This window comes from Marinomonas lutimaris, assembly GCF_019426345.1.
Lineage (GTDB): Bacteria > Pseudomonadota > Gammaproteobacteria > Pseudomonadales > Marinomonadaceae > Marinomonas > Marinomonas lutimaris.
Genome location: NZ_JAHLLW010000031.1, coordinates 1 through 19,567, shown reverse-complemented (window position 1 = coordinate 19,567; position 19,567 = coordinate 1). Strand labels below are relative to the sequence as shown.

At 36.8% G+C, this 19,567-nt stretch carries 18 protein-coding genes; all 18 read right to left on the bottom strand.

Annotated features, from left to right (window positions below; all coding sequences use genetic code 11):
• Window positions 1-8: 8 nt before the first annotated feature.
• The 18 genes from KPL72_RS20165 to wecB all read right to left on the bottom strand — a co-directional run bounded on the left by KPL72_RS20165 (window position 9) and on the right by wecB (window position 19,373).
• Entirely contained in the window at window positions 9-1,235 is a 1,227-nt protein-coding gene (locus KPL72_RS20165; protein ID WP_219704238.1) for a hypothetical protein, read from the bottom strand.
• Window positions 1,236-1,274: 39 nt separating this feature from the next.
• On the bottom strand, window positions 1,275-2,441 hold the full coding sequence (locus tag KPL72_RS20160) for a glycosyltransferase family protein (protein WP_219704237.1): 1,167 nt from the start codon (window positions 2,439-2,441) through the stop codon (window positions 1,275-1,277).
• A gap of 44 nt (window positions 2,442-2,485) precedes the next feature.
• Window positions 2,486-3,172 (bottom strand): acylneuraminate cytidylyltransferase family protein, encoded by a 687-nt coding sequence (locus tag KPL72_RS20155; RefSeq protein ID WP_219704236.1) that lies wholly within the window; start codon window positions 3,170-3,172, stop codon window positions 2,486-2,488.
• 2 nt (window positions 3,173-3,174) lie between these two features.
• Window positions 3,175-4,329 carry a UDP-N-acetylglucosamine 2-epimerase gene (gene neuC, locus KPL72_RS20150; RefSeq protein WP_219704235.1) on the bottom strand — a complete coding sequence of 385 codons (1,155 nt, stop codon included), beginning with the start codon at window positions 4,327-4,329 and terminating at the stop codon, window positions 3,175-3,177.
• On the bottom strand, window positions 4,326-5,336 hold the full coding sequence (locus tag KPL72_RS20145; RefSeq protein WP_219704234.1) for an N-acetylneuraminate synthase family protein: 1,011 nt from the start codon (window positions 5,334-5,336) through the stop codon (window positions 4,326-4,328). The genes neuC (KPL72_RS20150) and KPL72_RS20145 overlap by 4 nt, the downstream gene beginning before the upstream one ends.
• Window positions 5,329-6,765: a lipopolysaccharide biosynthesis protein gene (locus KPL72_RS20140; protein ID WP_219704233.1), complete on the bottom strand. Its 1,437-nt coding sequence runs from the start codon at window positions 6,763-6,765 to the stop codon at window positions 5,329-5,331. The genes KPL72_RS20145 and KPL72_RS20140 overlap by 8 nt, the downstream gene beginning before the upstream one ends.
• Window positions 6,755-8,101, bottom strand: coding sequence for a CDP-glycerol glycerophosphotransferase family protein (locus KPL72_RS20135; RefSeq protein WP_219704232.1), 1,347 nt, complete (start codon window positions 8,099-8,101; stop codon window positions 6,755-6,757). The genes KPL72_RS20140 and KPL72_RS20135 overlap by 11 nt, the downstream gene beginning before the upstream one ends.
• A gap of 5 nt (window positions 8,102-8,106) precedes the next feature.
• Window positions 8,107-8,871, bottom strand: a complete 765-nt coding sequence (locus tag KPL72_RS20130) for an oxidoreductase (RefSeq protein ID WP_219704231.1) — start codon at window positions 8,869-8,871, stop codon at window positions 8,107-8,109.
• Window positions 8,861-9,559 carry an acylneuraminate cytidylyltransferase family protein gene (locus tag KPL72_RS20125; RefSeq protein WP_219704230.1) on the bottom strand — a complete coding sequence of 233 codons (699 nt, stop codon included), beginning with the start codon at window positions 9,557-9,559 and terminating at the stop codon, window positions 8,861-8,863. Before KPL72_RS20125 ends, KPL72_RS20130 begins: the two co-directional genes overlap by 11 nt.
• Window positions 9,556-10,530, bottom strand: a complete 975-nt coding sequence (locus tag KPL72_RS20120) for a Gfo/Idh/MocA family protein (protein ID WP_219704229.1) — start codon at window positions 10,528-10,530, stop codon at window positions 9,556-9,558. The genes KPL72_RS20125 and KPL72_RS20120 overlap by 4 nt, the downstream gene beginning before the upstream one ends.
• A 2-nt stretch (window positions 10,531-10,532) precedes the next feature.
• The gene (locus KPL72_RS20115; protein WP_219704228.1) at window positions 10,533-11,585 is read right to left on the bottom strand and encodes a nucleotidyltransferase family protein; all 1,053 of its coding nucleotides are present in this window, start codon (window positions 11,583-11,585) and stop codon (window positions 10,533-10,535) included.
• A gap of 12 nt (window positions 11,586-11,597) precedes the next feature.
• Window positions 11,598-12,230, bottom strand: coding sequence for an acetyltransferase (locus KPL72_RS20110; protein WP_219704227.1), 633 nt, complete (start codon window positions 12,228-12,230; stop codon window positions 11,598-11,600).
• Window positions 12,223-13,296 carry an N-acetylneuraminate synthase gene (gene neuB, locus KPL72_RS20105; protein ID WP_249422369.1) on the bottom strand — a complete coding sequence of 358 codons (1,074 nt, stop codon included), beginning with the start codon at window positions 13,294-13,296 and terminating at the stop codon, window positions 12,223-12,225. The genes KPL72_RS20110 and neuB overlap by 8 nt, the downstream gene beginning before the upstream one ends.
• 1 nt (window position 13,297) lies before the next feature.
• Complete coding sequence (neuC, locus tag KPL72_RS20100; protein ID WP_219704226.1) at window positions 13,298-14,461, bottom strand: UDP-N-acetylglucosamine 2-epimerase; 1,164 nt, start codon at window positions 14,459-14,461, stop codon at window positions 13,298-13,300.
• Window positions 14,458-15,612, bottom strand: a complete 1,155-nt coding sequence (locus KPL72_RS20095; RefSeq protein ID WP_219704225.1) for a LegC family aminotransferase — start codon at window positions 15,610-15,612, stop codon at window positions 14,458-14,460. Before KPL72_RS20095 ends, neuC (KPL72_RS20100) begins: the two co-directional genes overlap by 4 nt.
• 8 nt (window positions 15,613-15,620) lie before the next feature.
• On the bottom strand, window positions 15,621-16,808 hold the full coding sequence (locus KPL72_RS20090) for a UDP-N-acetylglucosamine 4,6-dehydratase (protein WP_219704224.1): 1,188 nt from the start codon (window positions 16,806-16,808) through the stop codon (window positions 15,621-15,623).
• Between the two features lie 6 nt (window positions 16,809-16,814).
• Window positions 16,815-18,086, bottom strand: a complete 1,272-nt coding sequence (wecC, locus tag KPL72_RS20085; RefSeq protein ID WP_219704223.1) for a UDP-N-acetyl-D-mannosamine dehydrogenase — start codon at window positions 18,084-18,086, stop codon at window positions 16,815-16,817.
• Window positions 18,087-18,257: 171 nt separating this feature from the next.
• The gene (gene wecB / locus KPL72_RS20080; RefSeq protein WP_219704222.1) at window positions 18,258-19,373 is read right to left on the bottom strand and encodes a non-hydrolyzing UDP-N-acetylglucosamine 2-epimerase; all 1,116 of its coding nucleotides are present in this window, start codon (window positions 19,371-19,373) and stop codon (window positions 18,258-18,260) included.
• Between the last annotated feature and the right edge of the window lie 194 nt (window positions 19,374-19,567).

Here is a 19,567-nt window from a genome sequence, read left to right as displayed (position 1 = left end):
ATGAGAAATCATTCCCTAACATTCAAATTCAAAAAAACACCGGAAGCCAGACAAAAATACATCAACATACCACATACAAAACCATATGGGGCAGGAGAAAACAAACCAATAACACAAATAGCGGCTAATCCATAAGCTAAATTTTTATCAATAGATGCTAGTTTAAAATATGAAAAGATAACTAAGGACACAAAAATCAGAAAACCTATTACACCTGTTTCAACAAACAGTTGAATAAAAAAGCTTTCTGTAGATCCATGTAAAATATCATAATTTGAAAATTCTTGTCCACCTCTGGAGAAAACACCTAATCCTTTACCGACAAAAAAACTTAGGGCGTCATCAACATAAAAAATAGATTCTTTCCATATAATATAAGCAGAATACTGCTCATAATTTTCAATCAAATAAATCAACTGTAAAACTCTACTAAATTGGCCTTCATGGGAAAAAAAAGAAAAGACTAAAGTAAGAAAAACAATCAGTGCACTAAAGTACCCAAACCTTTTCAATTTAAAGTTACAAAGTAATAAATAAACAATCAAGAAAACAACAAAAGCCTTACTCACAGTCAAAAGGCCAGAAAAGAACAACAGTAAATATATTACCCATTGTATATTTTTTTTATCAGTCACACTTGGTACCAAAACAAAAGCGAAAGCAAGAAACAAGGATAAAGATTGTGGAGAAGAAATAAATGACACAGCTCTCTTAGTAACATTCACGTTACTAAGTTTTTCACTATCAGCATAAACCGCATTGGAAATAAGTCCGAACAAATCAACAGAGATATAATATTGAAAAATAGCACCAACAGCATTAATGATAGCAACAAATAGAATGGTTTTTTTTATAAATAAAAACAAAGCAAATCTTTTTCTTGAGCATAAATAAACTAACGAGTAAAACAAGAGCAAACCGCAAAGATTAATAAATCCAATTATGGCGACAAAATAATCTCCTACTGTTGCAGTCAGACCATATATACATACAAGAAAAAAACACCAGAATACGAATAGATATATAAAAAACAGCTCTCTATATAATCCAGAAAAAAACATTCTAACAATAAACAAACAAAAAGATGAAATAACCCCAACCAAGAACAAGCCATTAACAATTAGAGAGCTTCCAATAACGATTGCAAGACTACCTCTAAAAACAATTAAAAAGAAAATAAAACAAATAAATATCTTTTGATAGTGATGCTCTATAAAGAGCGCTCTTTTGATCATAGTGCCAGCCAATTAAAATAGTATTCTCGTTTTCCCATATTACTTAATAGGCAAAAAATAGTCTCTTTGCAACCCTTTCCCAACCCCCATACCTTTTAATTTTTCCATGCTAAATACCCTTAGCTGAGCTCTTATTCTATAGCTATAATTCATAGCCTCAAAAGAGACACCTGATTTAATAATTTTCTCCTTTGAGTGCCCTGAGTGAATATCAAACAACCAAGAAGAAATAGATTGTACTACTTCTCCTACACCAGAAACTTCATTATTTTGACTATTTAGTACCTTTTCAAATTCATTAGACTCACTTATATTAATTACTAATGGATTCCAAAAAGTTTCAAGCCACTCAGGTCTTTTAAAAGGAGTGTATAGAAACCCTATTTTTCCAATTTTTTGAGCATCCCATACAGATGTACTCCATGAACTACCAATCACTTTCGAAATTGCAATCCACTCTTTGATTGTATATTTTTTTGTAAGTAACAAGTTATCTGGCAGTTTTAACCCTTGGTTTTTAAACCTCTCTATGTACTGTTCTATAGAGATAGAGGGATGTGGCCTAACTACAAAAGTATTTTGGCTATTTTCATTACAAAGGTCTGTAATAAAGTATAAAAATGAGTTCAAGCATCGCTGAGAGTATTCTCTATATTCATATGCAATATCTGGTTGATAGCCCATTTTTATTTTAGCTTTAATTTTATTATCACTAAAAAATGCCCAACCATAATTCATCGGAAAAAAATAAACATCTGAGTTTTTCTTCAATTTAAATTCTGTACGTAGCTTTTCTTCATATACAGATGTGTTATTTAGATCTTCAAGGAGTAAATCATGTAAAGGATTACCTATGACCTTAATATGCTCAGCCTTCACATTGTTATTTTCTAGAAACTTTTTAAAACTTTCATCCCAAGCTAAATGATAAAAATGATTTTGAATGAAAGAAGACTTTGGTTTTTTAAAATCCTGATTAGCTTTACTTAGCAGTTGCTCCCAGTTCAAAGTAATAAAATTACTATATTTAAAAGCTTCTATTTTAAAGGCCCTTATTGGCCAAGTAGAATCATCAATAGCATAAGGAAAGACTATATTTTTCACTTTGAAACGATTGAATAAATGGGCATGAAACTCAGTAGATAAAATAACACAAGTACATCCTATTTTTTCCAATTCATCTTTAAGTCTCTTAACAGTAGACATTTCACGATCTTCATGTTCTACCAAAAATAGAAAGTCTATTATTATCACAGCGGTAACCTCACCTTACTTTTTTCAACTAAAAAACTTAAAAACTGAAAATCTTCTTCTGAATCAATATTAACAAAACGCTCCATAATAAATGGCTGTGTATTTTCAGAAAAAAAAGAGTTTTTTTCAATCAAGTGACTTTTTTTTGTAACGTATATTCCACCAGTTAAAACAAATACATCTTGCAAATTTTGACGATTAATTTCAGAAGTAGTGCCAGCTATAAATGGTTGTAAGCTGCCATCCACTATTTTTTTTAGTTTAAAAGGATGAGGTTCATCAATTAAAGCAACAGAAACAACTGACTCCCCAGTCTTTTCTGCAATAGTTAAACATTTATCTATATCTAATCCAGTTCGTAATGGAGATGTAGGTTGCAATAAAACAATACACTCTACATTACAAAACTCTGGATTTTCAAAAAGGTTAACCACTACATCTACTGATTTTGCATTATCTCCAGACAATGATAGAGGTCTCAGCCCAAGACTTTCAGCACCAGCATTTAATGCAATTTTTTCATAAAAAGGTGAGTCAGTTGAAATAAAAACCCTATCTATTTTCGCTGCCGACAAAGCACTACATACAGCATACTCAATTAAGGTTTTGCCATTTATTTTAGCGATATTTTTATCTTTGAATCCTTTAGAGCCAGATCTTGCCGGTATGATTGCAATATTCATAATCAATACGTCATTGGTTTTAGTAGGTTAGCTTTAAGAGTTGGAATAATTTCAGCAATTCTTTTTCCTGCATCACCAGTTCCAAACACACGCCCTTGAACGTATCTTCCATGCTTAATTTGTTTTTTTAAAGCCTTAAAAATTTCTTCTTCATTATAATTAGTGAAAATTGCATTTTCACCATGCTCTCTCAAATTCTGTCTATCGCCGATAACAACTGCTGGAACACCAAGAAACTCACCTTCACGTAAAAAAGAAGATGAGTTACCTATTGCACATACTGCATTATTCAAAACTCGAATAAAATCTTCAGCAGAGAAATTTTTATAAAAATGAAAGTTATCTGACATATTTTTCTCACGAAACGTTCTAATTCCTTTTGCAACATCCTCACCACCAGCATCCGCGTTAGGCCATAGTACAACCTTTTGAACACTCTCAAATTTTTGCAATGCATTAAGAGTACTTTCAACTTGAGAGAAGCCGTCCCCATAACTGGTTGTTACTGGGTGTTGGATCATTAAAATATAAGGCTTACTCCAATCAACTTCCGATCCAACACCACCATATTTTTTCATATGTTCATTTGAGATTGATTTATCGCAACTAGCAATTACATCCATTGCAGGGCATCCAAAGTTAAAAACTGAAGATTCGTGCTCACCCATCCTTATAACTCGTTCTCTGCTTTTCTCTGTTGCCACAAAGTGAAAATCAGCAAGTTTTGTAATTGCATGCCTAACTCGGTCATCGATGTTTCCACTTACTTCGCCACCTTGTAGGTGTATAAGAGGAATATTCATATAAGTTGCAGAAATTGCAGTCGCCATAGTTTCATATCTATCAGCAACAGTCACAACATAATCAGGAGCTAGTTCATCAAATGCAGTGGCTAACTCTATAATCCCCATACCTGTTGACTTAGCCTGGGTAATAAGAGTTTCACCTTCGACAGTGTAATAAATTGCCTTATTCGGCTCAAAGCCATCTTCCTTCATAACATTGATTGCCTTGCCAAAGCGTTCAAGTAGTAGAGAAGCCCCTACAAGTATTTGCAATTCAATATCAACATTTTCCTGTAGTGCTTTTAATAAGAATTTCACCCGACCATAGTTAGCACGGCTTGCAACAACAACACATACCTTTATTTTTCTCATAAAATATCATTCTCAGTTAAAAATGCCCATTGATCTAAACTTTTATTCAATTTCTTACCTATAATTGATTTAAAGTCAGATGCAGGGATTCCATAACCCGCCGGTTTTTTTGTTTCTAAATCTTCAATAGTTATTATATGACCACTTGGTAAAGCTTTTCTAACAGCTAAAGACTTACCAAACATTTTTTTTAACTCTAGTTTTTCAGCTATGTCGTTCTTGTCAATTGGATTTGACAACATTTTTGAAATATCATGCACTCCCGTCACAAGAGTTTTAAACGCATCAACCGTCAATGAGGAAGAAGAGTCTGGACCAAACATTCTTTTATCAAAAACGACATGCGCCTCAATCATTGAGGCGCCTAGACTAACAGCTGCCAAAGAGGGGAAAATATTTCCGGAGTGATCTGACAAGCCAACATCTACACCATATCTTTTCTTCATTTCAGTTATAACATTTAAACCAACATCTTCTGGAAAAGTTGGATACTTTGTTGTACATTGCAAAAGTGTAAGCTTATTACCATATCCTTCTACAATCCCAACAGCTTTATCAAGTTCATTAAAGCAACTCATACCACTTGATAAAATGATATCTTTACCAGTTTTACAAACAGTTTCGAGCATCAGCATATTTGATATTTCACCCGAACCAAATTTATACTTTTTAACACCAAGGTTTTCAAGCAGTTCTACAGCACTGATTGAAAACGGACTACTAATAAATTCAAGTCCTACATCATCACAATGCTGCTTTATAGCTTTCCATTGTGCTTTTGTAAAAGACATTCGCTCCCAATAGTCCCGCCTAGTTTTATCAACATAAGAAAAATTAACCCTGAACTTTTCAAATTCACTACTTTCAGCATCAGCAATATGAGTTTGAAATTTAATTGCATCAACACCAGTTTCAGCAACTGCATCTATGTATGAATGTAAGATTCCCAAACTTCCATCGTGAGCCTGACCTATCTCTGCAATAATAAAAACGCCTTTTTTAATCATTGATACACCTTAAATACATTATAGAATCCTTAAATCCAAATAAATTAAAATAATAAAAAACAATCAAATTCAATGTTGCAGCTAAAACTGAAAACATAGAGAGCGCGATAAAACTATCAATACTTAAATAATGCATAAAAGACACATTAAAAATATAAACAATTGAAAAAGAAAAAAAGCTCTCTTTTTTGAAAGTATAAATAATATATTTACGTCTAGATATCAGTTCTGAGAGTATAAACGTAAATAAAAATCCTGAAGCAACTAATGAGGCAGCACCTAGCACACCAAATATGCTAATTATAGGGTAAGATAAAAGAACTATAACCAGACCACTTAAACAAGTAATAATAGGAACATAATGTGTGTCTTTATGATAAAATATTGGAGCTGAAGAAAAACAAAACATAGATCTAAAAAAGTAAGCAGGCACTAATATAAGAAGAATACTCTCAACCTCACCATACTCACCAATCATATATTCATTAACAAAAGCCGCTGCTACAAAGACGAAGTAAGAAGAGAAGACTGCAAAAATAGTTGAGAAAAATTTTTGAGCTGAGCTTGAAAATTTAGCTACAGCCCCTCCATTCTTATATATTTTATTATACATAGGTGAATACACATTATTAAATGAGCCAATAACTGCCTTAGGTATTTGTGAAAATCTATCCGCTACAGTAAAAACACCTAGTGCAGTAATACCCACTAAACTTTTAATAAAAAAAGCTCCTGAATACATAAAAACTACACCTCCTAACGCATGAAAAATAAGTGGATAACTATATTTAATGCCTTCCAATAAATACTGCCTCTCTAATACAAAAACATAGTTATTTTTAGCTAACAAAATTGAAAATATAAGAATACAAAGAAAATATATGTTCTGAGAAACCATGAACCCTACAACACCAAGTTGAAGATAACAAATAAAATAAAGACCACTAGCCACAGAAAAAAATTGAGCTAGAATAGATCTTAATAGCAAGGCTGAGCCGCGCTGTTGTGCTATCATCAACCTCTCGAAAGCAGTATTTGTACAACTTAAAAACAAGCAGGAAACAGTTAAGACATGAACCCAATAAAATTTTGGTTGCCCATAAATTATATTAACAAGAAAATCTGATGCGACCAAATAAAAAAAACAAAATATTACACACACTAAAATACTTGAATTAATCAAAGTAGAAATAAAAGAAGCCAACCTAATTCCAGAATAATCAAAATAGATTCTGGAGATAGCCCCAGGCAACTGTAAATTAGACCATGATGAAGATATTAACAAAAACGCCATCGCGAGACCAATTATCCCAAAATCTCTTTCATCTAAAAACTTCGAATAAAAAGGTAGCATAAATATATTTATTAGATAAGGCAAAAAACCTATAACTAAGAAACTGAGTAAGTTTAGTAAACCTTTATTCATCATATTTACATCTCAAAATATCGGCAATTCTACTCACACATTCACCATCAAATGGTGACAATTTATTTACTAAGTCCTTATCATAACTATAAAAACTACTATCATATAGAAAAGGAGATCCTGTTAGAAAGTCATATAATTCTTTATTATTATTTAGAACTGGAAGATTATATTCTGATAAAAAGTCAGTGTAACCCAATAAAACATGATCAATGATTATAACTTTTTTTGAGCAAAGTAATGCCCAAGACAAGGTTGAAGAATAGGTTGAAACAAAAACATCACAAATCGGAAGAATTTCATTTAGATCTTCATCAACAATAACTACATTATCTTTATCAAAAGCAATGAATTCATAGTTGTGTCGATTCATTTTTGGATGAAGACTTAGAACCACATCATAATTTAAGCAAGACAAGATCTCAATCATTTCATTAATAATAGAAAAATGAGTTTCTTTATCACACAAGCCATGTTCGTAGTATTGAGGCACTGCAACTAGTACTATTGATTCTCTTTTTAGATTATATTTTTTTCTTACTTTCTTATTGACATCCATTCTATTAATATTTGACCTAAACACTTTGTCGTGTGAGATTTGCCCAACCACAAAATATTTATCGCTATTACCACCCATTTCAACTAAGCGTTCTTTTTCTCGAATAGAATCTACTAACATACAATCAGAAAAGCCAGCACCAAGAACCCAAGGATTATCAATTTTAACTCCAAGCGATTCAATAACTTTCTTCTCAAATTTTTTAAAAAAACTGATGATTTTACCATTAGGTAGTAAAGTCGAGTTCCAACTTATATTTTTTTCATAATAATAAAAACATGACTTTCTCATTTTTTCACTAGAGTCTATACCTGCTGAAATAGCAAAAGAAATTACAATTAACTCCAACTTTACTCTAGTAGCTAATGCTGCAATACTTAGTTCCGCACCCGTTGATCTATCTGTTGTTAAAATTACTTTTTTTATACTATATTTCGAGACTAACTCTCCAAAAAAAACAATATCTTTTTCTATTCTAGAATGAAGAGACCTGGTAAGAAACCTCATCACAAAAAAATCAATAAAAAAGCTTAAAACAGGAAGCTTCATTAAAAATTTAATTATTTCATTTCTTTTTTTCTTTTTTTCAACAGAACGCAATAGAAGTCCATCGACAAAAACAACTTCAGAACCGTTTGATTTTATTTCTGATAAGATATTATCAGAGACTGTAAAAGTCATATAAAAAATACAACATCCATTACTTAAAGCATTTGATATCAACAGCATTTCTCTCAATGATGCCATGTGCTGTGGGACAAAAAGAAGTTTATCTTTCATAATAATCAAACGGTGAACCCATCATCAACAATAAGGTTTTGAGCATTAATATATTTAGATTTATCTGACAATAGAAAAATAATACTTCCCAAGACATCATCGACATCAAGCATGCCAGTCCCAAAAGTATGCTTTCTGTATTTATCAAGAAATAACTCAGGTTGGTGATCAAAAACCCCCCCAGGGCTAACTAGATTAACTCTGAACCGACTATCCGAAACATACTTGGTCGTATACTTTGATAAATGAATCAGCGCTGCTTTTATGGCGGCATACTCCACTGGCATGGTCATACTTGTACCATCATAAATCTCAAATTTTGGTGCTACTACGCCATATATCGAAGATATGTTTACCAACGAAAAAGGAATATTTGTACGTTTAAAATAAACTGCGCATTGTTGCATAAGCAAAAAGGAGGAGCCAAGATTTAATGATACATTCTCATTAAAATCTTCAACACTCACATCAAAAAAATGCTTTCCATATTTTTTATTTCTGGGATACGCACAGTTAACGGCACCATTAACTCCATCCAAAGAGTTAAACATAGAGACAACTGCATCTTTATCAGCCAAATCTAGCTGCCAAGTCTCAACAAAACCACCTTTAAGATCTAAATCATTCTCAATTAACTTTTTTTCTAAACGCTCTAGACTTATATCTACAGCAACTACCTTGGCACCTTGCGCCACCAATTCTTTAACTAAAGTGGCGCCTAAAAGTCCAGCGGCCCCCACTACTAATATTTTTTTATCATTAAGAATCATACATCCCACTCTTCAGAACAGATTCAGCAAACATAAAATCGTAAATATCATCGATATCTACCGCTCTAATTTTTGGTACAACAGTAGCAACAACTTTACCTGCAAAAATTGAAGACTGCTCTTTTATAAAACACACTGAAGATACATAAACGACGGTGGTAATATCAAAAACTTCTGGAGCATCCTGTCGACGATTAACTAAGCCTTCAGGCTTAACTACTATCTCAAGACTTTCATCTGGCAATATTTTAACCATATTAAAATAAGGACTCCTACTTGCTGGAGTGATCGAAATACAAATATCAGCCCCTGTACTATCCAGTTTTTCTAGCGCGGAAACTACATCTACGTAGCTACGCAAAGGGCTTGTTGCTGGTAAACTTACAAAACGATCAAAAGCACCGTAATGTTCAGTAACATACTCAATAGCGTGACGCCAAGAAAGCCACTCTGGACTAGAATCTGTAGCTAATTCCTCAGGCCTTTTAATTACTTTCACTCCATTGGCTTTTGCCACTTCAGCTATAATTTCACAATCCGTAGATACAAAAACATCTTCAATCTGTAAAACTTTTCTTGCCGTTTCTATGGAATACTGTAGAAGCGGTTTACCATTTAACGGCTTAACATTTTTCCCAGGGAGCCCTTTCGAACCACCACGGGCAAAAATAAATGCGATTGTTTTCAAGAGGCTATTCCTTTATGTGTTTTTTTCGCAGCATCAATGAGCTGAATAACTTTCAAAGAAGAATCGACGGTAGCCAACTCTTGCATTCCTTGATTCTTTACATCAGAAAATGCTCTCAACATATCCAGATACATTGTATTTTTATCGTACTGCTCGTCTGAATAGATAACTTTAGTCGCAGTGGCATCAAAGAAGGTTACAGTATTTGCAAGCAAATCCCAAACAAGACGACCCTTTTCACCAATCAACTCACATTTTCTTTGCGTCGATTTCTGAATAAAATCAAGATGCACAGAAATGTAAATGCCTGAAGCCGTTGTAAGAACTAGATTCGCTATTTCTTCTACTTCAAGCCCTAATTCATCTGTTGTTCTCAAACAACTGTGTTGTAATTCCATTGAGCCAAAAAACCATGTCAAATAATCAAGCTCATGACTAAGCTCAAGTAAAGCACCACCACCAAGTTTTTTTTGTGCTGATACCGAGTCTTTGTAATTTTTGTCTGAACGCCATGCAGGTAAAAACTGACCAACTGAACTACTTACATTGTAAACGACACCCAAACCGTCTTTTTCTAAAAAACCTTTAACGACAAGAGCCGAAGGCAGAAAACGTAAACAATAACCAATAGCTACTCTTGGGTATTTCCCTGACAAATAAAACTCCTGAAATTTAGCAGCATCATCACTATCGGAAGCTAAAGGCTTTTCAATTAATACTGAAATATTATTCTCAAGTAATAATTTGGCTGTATCTATATGATATGGAGCTGGAGAGGCAATAATAGCGTAGATTGGCTTTAACCTTATAAGCTCATCGAGTCCAATAAGAGCATTTGTATCTTCTGGTAATATAAAGTTTTTTCCACTAGAAGATACAGCGTAAATATCTGCATCAGGATATAAAAACCTTAAGTTTTTCAAATGTCTTTTAGCAATACTACCCATGCCAATTACTGCATATTTATTCATTACTAAAACTCCAAATTCATGATATCGACCTGGGCTCTGTTATAATCCTCAATCCGACCAATATCGAGCCAATACTCATGAATAGGAAACATCATTACATTTTGTGATTTTGATATAAATTGCTCGAGCAAGGTCGGCATATCTATGCGAACATTTTGCTGTACAGAATTACGTATCTCCGAATTGATTACATAGATGCCAGCATTGACAAAAAAACGCTGAACAGGTTTTTCAACCATACTAATAATTTTATTACCTTCACCGTTAATTACACCGAATGGCACCTGATATTCATAATCACGCACACACATAGTAGCCGCAGCTTGATGCTTGATATGAAACTCAAGCACTCTCTCAAAATCCACATTCGTTAAAATGTCGCCATTAATCAAAATTAATGGCAAATCTGGTACATCTGCAGGTAATAAACCAAGGGCTCCACCTGTGCCTAAAGGTATTTCTTCATGTACATAAGTAATTTTTACATTCCATTTAGAGCCATCTCCAAAATGCTCACGGATCATCTCGGGAAGGTAATGGGTAGAAATATAAAAATTCACAAAGCCTGACTTAATAAAACTATTAAGCATAACCTCAAGAATGGGCTTTTCACCAACCTTTAACATAGGCTTAGGACAATTGTCAGTTAAAGGTTTTAAACGAGTACCAAAACCACCGGCCATAAGAAAAACAGGGTTAAGCTTGCTCTGTTGTTCGCCCATTTTTTGCAGGGTTTCTAGACCAACAATCTTCATTTCACTCACAATGGGTATTGCCAGAATACCTTTTGACTGCATCATTCTAACTGCATCTTTACGAGGAGTATTTTGGGCAATAGTCAAAGGTGATTTGTTCATAATCAATTCAACAGCATCTAACAATGTTAAACTCTTAAGTAATCCTCTACGTATATCTCCGTCTGTCACAACACCGACTAAACATAAATCGCTATCAACAACTAAAGCAATTCTAAGTGCTTCAGAATCAATAACAGCCAGTGCATCACGTATTGGCTGATCCGGTTTAATCAGAATGTTTTTCCAGTCATAACTCATTTTAATAATCCTTTAGCGCAAAAAGGGTTTGGCAACGTACAGTGTTTTGTTGCTCTCTAAATGTTTATTGACAGTTGCACCAGCTCCAACCACAGTATGTTCACCGATATGTATGCCTTGAATAATTTTTGCACCCGTTGAAATATGGACAAACTCACCAGTTATCACACCGCCACTTATTACTGCACCTGGCGCTATATGACTCTGATGCCCAATCACACAATCATGCTCAACAATCGCACCAGAGTTAATAATACTGTTATCTCCAATACATGCATTTGCATTAATAATCGCTCCTGGCATAACCTGCACACCCTCAGATAGAGTGGCATAATCTGAGACGATGGCGTTTGGTGATACTAACGTCGCGAAGCGATAACCCAACTCTTTAAATTTTTTGTACACATTAAAGCGAGTATTTTGCCCTGGTAGTGAACCTATCGCATTCACTAATAAAACAGTACTTTTATCAAATGACAGCACATCATCGTCTGATAAAAAGCAAGGTATGCCATCAAATACAGGCTGGAAAACTGGTGGTTCATGAGCAACCAAACCCACGATTTTATAGTCAAGTTGCCGCAACATCTCTACTACGACTGCGGCGTGCCCACCGGCCCCCAACACCAATACAGACTTATTCAAGAACTAAGTCTCCTGCTTTATAATTTCTACTGGCAACTTTACCTTGCACTTCCCAGAATCTGTATGGGCTCTTTCCATTACCCGGCCTTTTCACGACTAGATCATCTTCTGTAATCTTTTGTCCCGCGCTAATATTGCGTGCAGCAACTAGGCTTTTGCGCGCGGCGACTTTGTTTTTAATTTCAGATGGTCGTGGCCCTTTAATTCCATCACCCAACGTTAGCTCCACAGAGCGAATTGCCTGAACCATCGACTTAAGCTCTATAGGGTTCAATGAAGCCTTATGATCAGGCCCTTCCATGTTTTTATCCAGTGTGAAATGCTTTTCTATTAAAGTTGCACCACGCGCAACAGCAGCTATTGGCACAATAATGCCTTCGCTGTGGTCAGAATATCCGACAGATAAGCCAAAAGCAGAGGCTAATGTATCCATAGCTCTAAGGTTAATATCAGAAAGTGGGGCTGGATATTCAGTGGTACAATGCAGCACTGTCACTTTGTCTTTTAGTGCTTTTTTACCAACTTCTGAAAAATAAGCAGATTGAAAAGCATCTACCGATGGCTCCGCATCAGGGGGAGTGGTATAACCAAAGGCAATTACACCCAGCACGGCCTCCACTTCAGCCAAAGTTGCCATACCGGTTGAAACAATAAGGTCACAGCCAGTTCGAGCATGCTGTAAGACCAAAGGGGCATTCGTTATTTCACCGGAAGGAATTTTTAATCGAGTAAGCTTCAAATCATTAACCAAAAAATCTAAACTTTCACTATCAAAAGCCGTTGACAAAAACTCAATGCCTAATTTGGCGCAATAAGCCACCAACTGATGGTGGGCATCATAACTGAGTTCTAAACGACTCAACATAGCCAACTGAGATTCCTGCTTACCCGTATTAGTCACCTGATAATCGGCCTGAAGCGCTTCTGCTGTTACTAAGTTTTTGGCTTTGAAGGTCTGAAATTTAACGATATCAGCCCCCGCTTCATGAGCCTTATCTACCAACTGAAAAGCAAGCTTTTCATCACCATTATGATTTACGCCTGCTTCTGCAATAATGAGAGTCATACTAATCACTTACCTTCACATCATAAAAAGATTTCACTGACGCAAACTTCAAATTTTTAATCATAAAAATAATTTGCTTACTTGCACTTCCTTGACCATAGGGATTATCAATCTGCTCATTGTCATTTTTGTAAGATTTGGTCAAGGCAACATCTAGGGCATGGCTGATTGCAGACTTATTCGCTTGACAATCCAAAACACTTTTAGCTGCTAGTCGACCTTTTTGTCTCATACCTATGTTTACTGTTGGAACATCTAACGATGGCACTTCAATAATACCGCTTGATGAATTGCCAACCACTGCAGAGGCATGTTTTATGGCACTCAAATAACGCACCTGCCCCAAAGAAGGTATTGCTAATACACGCTGAGATTGTTTTGCTGCATAACCCTTAAGCAATGGGATAATTCGTCTACCACCATCATCAGCATTGGGATAGGTTAAAATAACCTGTACTTCGGGATATACATCAAGCGCCTCCAACAAAGCAGTGAAAGAGGCCACTGGGTCTTCGTCAGCTAACGTCACAGGATGGTAAGTAACAACTACATACGGCTGTCGCAATGAAAAATTAAGCGACGCAGCTAATTCCTCCACAGACATAAAACAACTTCGGCTTAAATGATCCAATCCAATAGCACCTACATTAAAAACTCTATCTGGTGACTCTCCAAGCTGTATTACTCGTTGACGGGACTCTTCTGTCGAGGTGGCATGCAAATAACTTAATTTAGTGATGGCATGGCGTATAGCATCATCATAGGCACCTTCCGTAATCTCACCACCATGTAAATGAACAACAGGAATACGTAAAATCATAGCCGTCTGAGCGGCGGCTAACGCTTCAAATCTATCGCCTAAAATAATCAGTACGTCAGGGGCCAATCGAGAAAGTGCATCAGCAAACCCTAGAACCCCTAGCCCCATGCTTTTGGCGGTACCCACAGCCGAATCTGATGATAAAAGAATTTCTATTTTTTCATCTATTGTAAAACCGTCTTTTTCTATTTGTTTGTACGTTTCACCAAACTCGGGAGAAAGATGCATGCCAGAAACAAGCAATTGTAAGGATAATTCAGGGTCAGCCTGAATATCTTTAAGCAACCAGTACAAAAGTCCGTATTCAGCACGAGCCCCTGTAAATACCGCTATTTTTTTTGTCATACCTCAATTCCATCTAAAATAGGTGAGCTAGGCAAGTTTATTAGATGAGCCTCAATGAACTCGGAATTGGTTAAATCACCTCTTAACGAATTAGAGAGAAAAGGCAAACGATGCATCAACTTCCAAATAGGACGAGTCATTACACCCGCCTCATTAGTTGTTTTCAACAAACGGTCTCGTGTTTCTTCATCGGGACAAATCACTGCATTTAGCCAATAGTTTGATTGGGCGTAATCAGGTTCATCGACAAAATCAAATTCCGTATTAGCAAAAAATGCTTGATATTGCTGAGCAATGAGACGTTTTTGTTGGAGAAAACCAGGTAATGACTCCATTTGAGCACAACCTAAAGCAGCATTTAAATTCGGTAATCGATAATTAAAACCTGGCTCGTCGTGAAAGAATTCATAAGGGTGTGGCACTTTCGCTGTCGTCGTCACATGTTTAGTATGCTTTCCTAAGTCAGCATCTTTACATAGCACCATACCACCACCGCCAGTCGTAATAATCTTGTTGCCATTAAAGCTTAACGCACCAAGATCACCAATCGTCCCTGTATGCTTACCTTTATAAAAAGACCCCAAACTTTCAGCGGCATCTTCCACGAGAGAAATATTCCATTTAGCACAAACAGCGACAATTTCATCCAGTTCTGCAGGGTGCCCAAATGTGTGCATAGGAACAACCGCACCAATTCGTCGGTTATTCGTCTTATGGAAACAACCTTTATCGTTACTATATGCGTTGTCAGTTAAGTAGTTATCTAAGGCGACAGGGCACAGCGACAAACTCACTTTTGCCACATCAACAAAAATAGGCTCTGCTCCCATATGATGCAATGCGTTACAGGTCGCAACAAAGGTTAATGCCTGCGTAATAACATAATCACCTGATTTCACGCCTGCCATATAAAGTGCTGTATGAAGTGCAGCCGTGCCGTTAACCGTCGCAATTGCTTTGATACTTCCCGTGTAAGCTTCTATCTTACGCTCAAAGTCATCAACATACTTACCCACACTAGAGACAAAGGTGCTTTCTATTGTCTCTGTAACATACTTCAGCTCATTACCATTAAAAGTTGGCGCATGTAACGGAACAAAATCGTTAGTGCGATAAAGCTCTCGGATAAAACTAACTACATCTGCACTCATTCAACACCCTACATTTTGCTATCTAGATATTTGCCTGTCTCTTTGTGGCCAAAGTCAGGAATCATTTTGTGAAACAACTCAACAATGTGCTCTTTTGTCCACGCTTTTTCTTTCTTGTAAGTTGCAATTTCTTGTTCAAATAATGCTAGAAGCTCTTTTTGGTATACTGGCTCATTTTTTATCACTCCTAGGTTTTCAAAACGGGCCATATCAAGGGTTTCTTTGTCTGTAAAGAATTCTTCAAAGTCTTTTTCACCCGTTGTGTCACTTGATGTAAACAAACACGGCCATTTACCTTGCGCAGGTAAGATTTTTGCAAGCTCTCGCGCCTCATCTTCGTTATCACATAGATAAGGCTCATAACCTCTCTGTTCTAGGTATTTCACCGCAATATCGGCAAAGGTAATTAAGTGTAGTGCTTCACTGAGTTTAGGAAAAAATATGTCTCGATTTTCACCAAAAATACATGACATCAAACAAAGCTCACCGGATTCTTGCGGTGTAACAAAATAGCGCTTGATATCATTTGGGGCCACGATAGGTTGTTGCTTTTGAATTCGCTGATTAAAACCATGCAACAAAGACCCATCAGAAAATGCCACATTTGCAAAGCGAGCTGTCGAAATTGAAATCTGCTCACTACGGCGCATTAGAAACATCTCCATAATACGCTTAGAAGCGCCCATCATATTGACAGGATTAGCTGCTTTGTCCGTGGAAACACAGAAATATTTTTTAGCACCACAATCAATAGACTGTTGAATCGTTTTATCTGTATTAAAGACATTCACATCGATCATGCGCATTAAAGTAAAAGGATCTTTTTCACTGCGAACATGCTTCAGTGCAGATAAATTCAACACATAATCGTACTGCCCATCTGCTTTAATAAAAGCATCATATTCAACAGAACCAATATCTAAGGCAAACGTTTGAAAATCGCCATTGATATAACCAAATGAACTGCGAATGTCTCGCACTAACTCGACAACATTGTTCTCACTAATATCAACAACATGTAATTTTTTCGGATTACGCTTGAAGATCTCTTTCGTTACTGCTTGACCTATTGAACCAGCGCCACCAAGAACAAGAAAAGATGAAGATGAAACAATTTCTGCCAGTTCTTCATCATTATTAGAAATATCCGTTTCAAAAAGCTCTCGCTCTCTTCCAATTAACTCTAAAATATCCATTGCCACTTACCCCCAAATACCTTTTGTATCAATAAGATAATTAGACCCAAAGGACTCTTTCTTAAATTCTTTATGATCCACCAATAATAAATGAACATCTGCTATTTTCTTCGCAGCTTCAAAGCTCACAAGCTCAAGCGTTGTATTCATAGCAGGCAGTGCTTTGATATTTGGCTCTACCGCAATCACTTTTCCCATATGCATTTTGGCAATTTTTTTCGTGATATTAAGCGCTGGGCTTTCACGTAAATCATCAATATCCGGTTTAAAAGCCAAGCCATAACATGCAATAGTAACGTCTTTCGCTGTTTTATCTGGATTCGCTTGTAGAAAGTCAGCAATCGCAATCTTAACTTTATTAATTACCCATTCTGGTTTGGCATCGTTTACTTTACGTGCTGTATGAATTAGTTTGGCTTCATCTGGCGTTTTGCTGACGATGAACCAAGGATCAACCGCGATGCAGTGACCACCCACACCAGGCCCTGGCTGTAGAATGTTGATTCGTGGGTGACGGTTCGCTAATGAGATCAGCTCCCATACATCGATATCAAGCTTGTCACAAATAATAGAAAGCTCGTTGGCAAAGGCAATTTGTACGTCTCGACAAGAGTTTTCAGTTAGTTTTGCCATTTCTGCAGTGCGAGCATTTGTAATAACGCACTCACCTTGAACAAAGGTTTTATATAATTCGACAGCGCGAGCAGAGCATTTCGCCGTCATGCCGCCGATTACGCGATCATTCTCGACCAATTCACGTACCACATGACCGGGTAAAACACGTTCAGGGCAATGGGCCACATTCACATCGGCATTGTCTCCCGCTGTTTGCGGAAAGGTTAAATCAGGGCGCGCTGCAGCAAGCCACTCTGCCATTTGTTCCGTTGCGCCCACAGGAGACGTTGATTCCAGAATAACCAAATCACCTTTTTTTAACACGGGGGCAATCGCCTTTGCTGCCGCTTCTATGTACTTTAAATCAGGCTGAGGAATATCCCCTTCCATTTGAATCGGCAAAAAAGGTGTCGGAACAGCAATTAAAAAAGCATCCGCAGGCTCCGGCTTTAACACTGCTTTTAGATAGCCTTCTGTGACGGCAGCATGAACAATCATGTCTAAATCTGGCTCAACAATGTGAATCTCTCCACGGTTGATGGTGTCTACTGCATGTTGATTTACATCTACACCAATCACCTTTTTCTTTCTAGAGGCAAACATAGCCGCAGTAGGCAAACCGATGTAACCTAAACCAATCACAGAAATTGTATTAAAAGACATGATATTCCTTCACTTTTAAAATTTGTTGTTGCTGTAGTAATTGTCGGCCTAAAGGCACGACTTACATTACTGTTAACCTGACCATTGTCAGCCTAAAGGCACGACCTACATTACTGTTAATCTGACTATTGTCGGCCTGAAGGCACGACCTACAGATTATAAATTTTTAAATTAGACTGCCAAAATATCGCAAATTCGTTGGCATGCTTTGCCATCACCATAAGGGTTATGAGCACGGCTCATTTCACTGTATGCCACGTCATTCGTTAGTAGCTCATTTAGTGCCGTGGTGATTTTCACCACATCCGTTCCAACCAGTTTCACCGTACCCGCTTCTACAGCTTCTGGGCGTTCTGTTGTATCACGCATTACTAAAACAGGTTTACCTAAACTTGGCGCTTCTTCTTGTATGCCACCTGAGTCCGTTAAAATAATGTGCGAGCGGTTCATTAAGTACACAAAAGGTAAATATTGCTGCGGCTCAATCAAATGTACGTTATCTACGTCACTTAAAATGCGATTTACTGGCTCTTGTACATTCGGGTTTAAGTGTACTGGGTAGAGTATTTGGACATCTGGGTGCGCTTTTGCGGTTTGCGCTAGCGCTTCACAAATGCGCTCAAAACCACCGCCAAAGCTTTCGCGTCGATGGCCTGTCACCAGTATCAGCTTTTTGCTGCTGTCTAGCATAGGAAATTGAGCAGATAGAGAATCGGTTAACGCTGTGTCAGATTCAATTTGAGCTTTTACCAGTAATAAGGCATCTATTACTGTATTGCCCGTTACGTGGATATTTGAACTGGTGATGTTTTCATTAAGCAGGTTTTGTTTTGAATTTTCTGTTGGTGCGAAATGGTATTTTGTTAAAGCTCCCGTTAATTTACGATTGCCTTCTTCTGGCCAAGGTGAATAAATATTGCCTGTGCGTAAACCCGCTTCAACATGACCAACGGCTATTTGTTCATAATACGCTGCTAAGCTTGCCGCAAAGGTGGTCGCTGTATCGCCATGAACCAACACTACGTCTGGTTTAAACTCTTTTAAAACGGGTGTGAGTCCTAACAAAATTCGGCTGGTGACCTCGGGCAGCGTCTGCCCTGCTTTCATCAGGTTTAAGTCATAATCTGGCGTAATTTTAAATAGTTCTAATACTTGATCTAGCATTTCACGATGCTGAGCTGTGACACACACTTTGGATTCAAATCGTTCATCATTTGCTAAAGCATGAACCAAAGGGGCCATTTTTATGGCTTCAGGGCGTGTACCAAAAACGGTAAGTACTTTCATTGTGTTGTATGGCTCTTTTTTGGTTAATTTAAATCATCTTCAAATTTTTCATTGTCAGATCAAGCCTCGTGCCTCGATTCAACCTTCAATGCCGGATAACGCCTCGTGCCTCGTCTCATCCGGCCTACGGGCGCGACCTACGTAATGCTGTGGCACATATTTTGACGGCCTAAAGGCCGACCTACATAACGCGT

What these genes read in the sequence shown, in the direction of transcription:
- neuC (WP_219704226.1), bottom strand. Translation starts at nt 14,461, where the DNA reads ATGACAAAAAAAATAGCGGTATTTACAGGGGCTCGTGCTGAATACGGA.
- KPL72_RS20145 (WP_219704234.1), bottom strand. Translation starts at nt 5,336, where the DNA reads ATGATTAAAAAAGGCGTTTTTATTATTGCAGAGATAGGTCAGGCTCAC.
- KPL72_RS20090 (WP_219704224.1), bottom strand. Translation starts at nt 16,808, where the DNA reads ATGGATATTTTAGAGTTAATTGGAAGAGAGCGAGAGCTTTTTGAAACG.
- KPL72_RS20140 (WP_219704233.1), bottom strand. Translation starts at nt 6,765, where the DNA reads ATGATGAATAAAGGTTTACTAAACTTACTCAGTTTCTTAGTTATAGGT.
- KPL72_RS20135 (WP_219704232.1), bottom strand. Translation starts at nt 8,101, where the DNA reads ATGAAAGATAAACTTCTTTTTGTCCCACAGCACATGGCATCATTGAGA.
- neuB (WP_249422369.1), bottom strand. Translation starts at nt 13,296, where the DNA reads ATGACTCTCATTATTGCAGAAGCAGGCGTAAATCATAATGGTGATGAA.
- KPL72_RS20160 (WP_219704237.1), bottom strand. Translation starts at nt 2,441, where the DNA reads ATGTCTACTGTTAAGAGACTTAAAGATGAATTGGAAAAAATAGGATGT.
- wecB (WP_219704222.1), bottom strand. Translation starts at nt 19,373, where the DNA reads ATGAAAGTACTTACCGTTTTTGGTACACGCCCTGAAGCCATAAAAATG.
- KPL72_RS20155 (WP_219704236.1), bottom strand. Translation starts at nt 3,172, where the DNA reads ATGAATATTGCAATCATACCGGCAAGATCTGGCTCTAAAGGATTCAAA.
- KPL72_RS20120 (WP_219704229.1), bottom strand. Translation starts at nt 10,530, where the DNA reads ATGAATAAATATGCAGTAATTGGCATGGGTAGTATTGCTAAAAGACAT.
- KPL72_RS20115 (WP_219704228.1), bottom strand. Translation starts at nt 11,585, where the DNA reads ATGAGTTATGACTGGAAAAACATTCTGATTAAACCGGATCAGCCAATA.
- KPL72_RS20095 (WP_219704225.1), bottom strand. Translation starts at nt 15,612, where the DNA reads ATGAGTGCAGATGTAGTTAGTTTTATCCGAGAGCTTTATCGCACTAAC.
- KPL72_RS20130 (WP_219704231.1), bottom strand. Translation starts at nt 8,871, where the DNA reads ATGATTCTTAATGATAAAAAAATATTAGTAGTGGGGGCCGCTGGACTT.
- KPL72_RS20165 (WP_219704238.1), bottom strand. Translation starts at nt 1,235, where the DNA reads ATGATCAAAAGAGCGCTCTTTATAGAGCATCACTATCAAAAGATATTT.
- neuC (WP_219704235.1), bottom strand. Translation starts at nt 4,329, where the DNA reads ATGAGAAAAATAAAGGTATGTGTTGTTGTTGCAAGCCGTGCTAACTAT.
- wecC (WP_219704223.1), bottom strand. Translation starts at nt 18,086, where the DNA reads ATGTCTTTTAATACAATTTCTGTGATTGGTTTAGGTTACATCGGTTTG.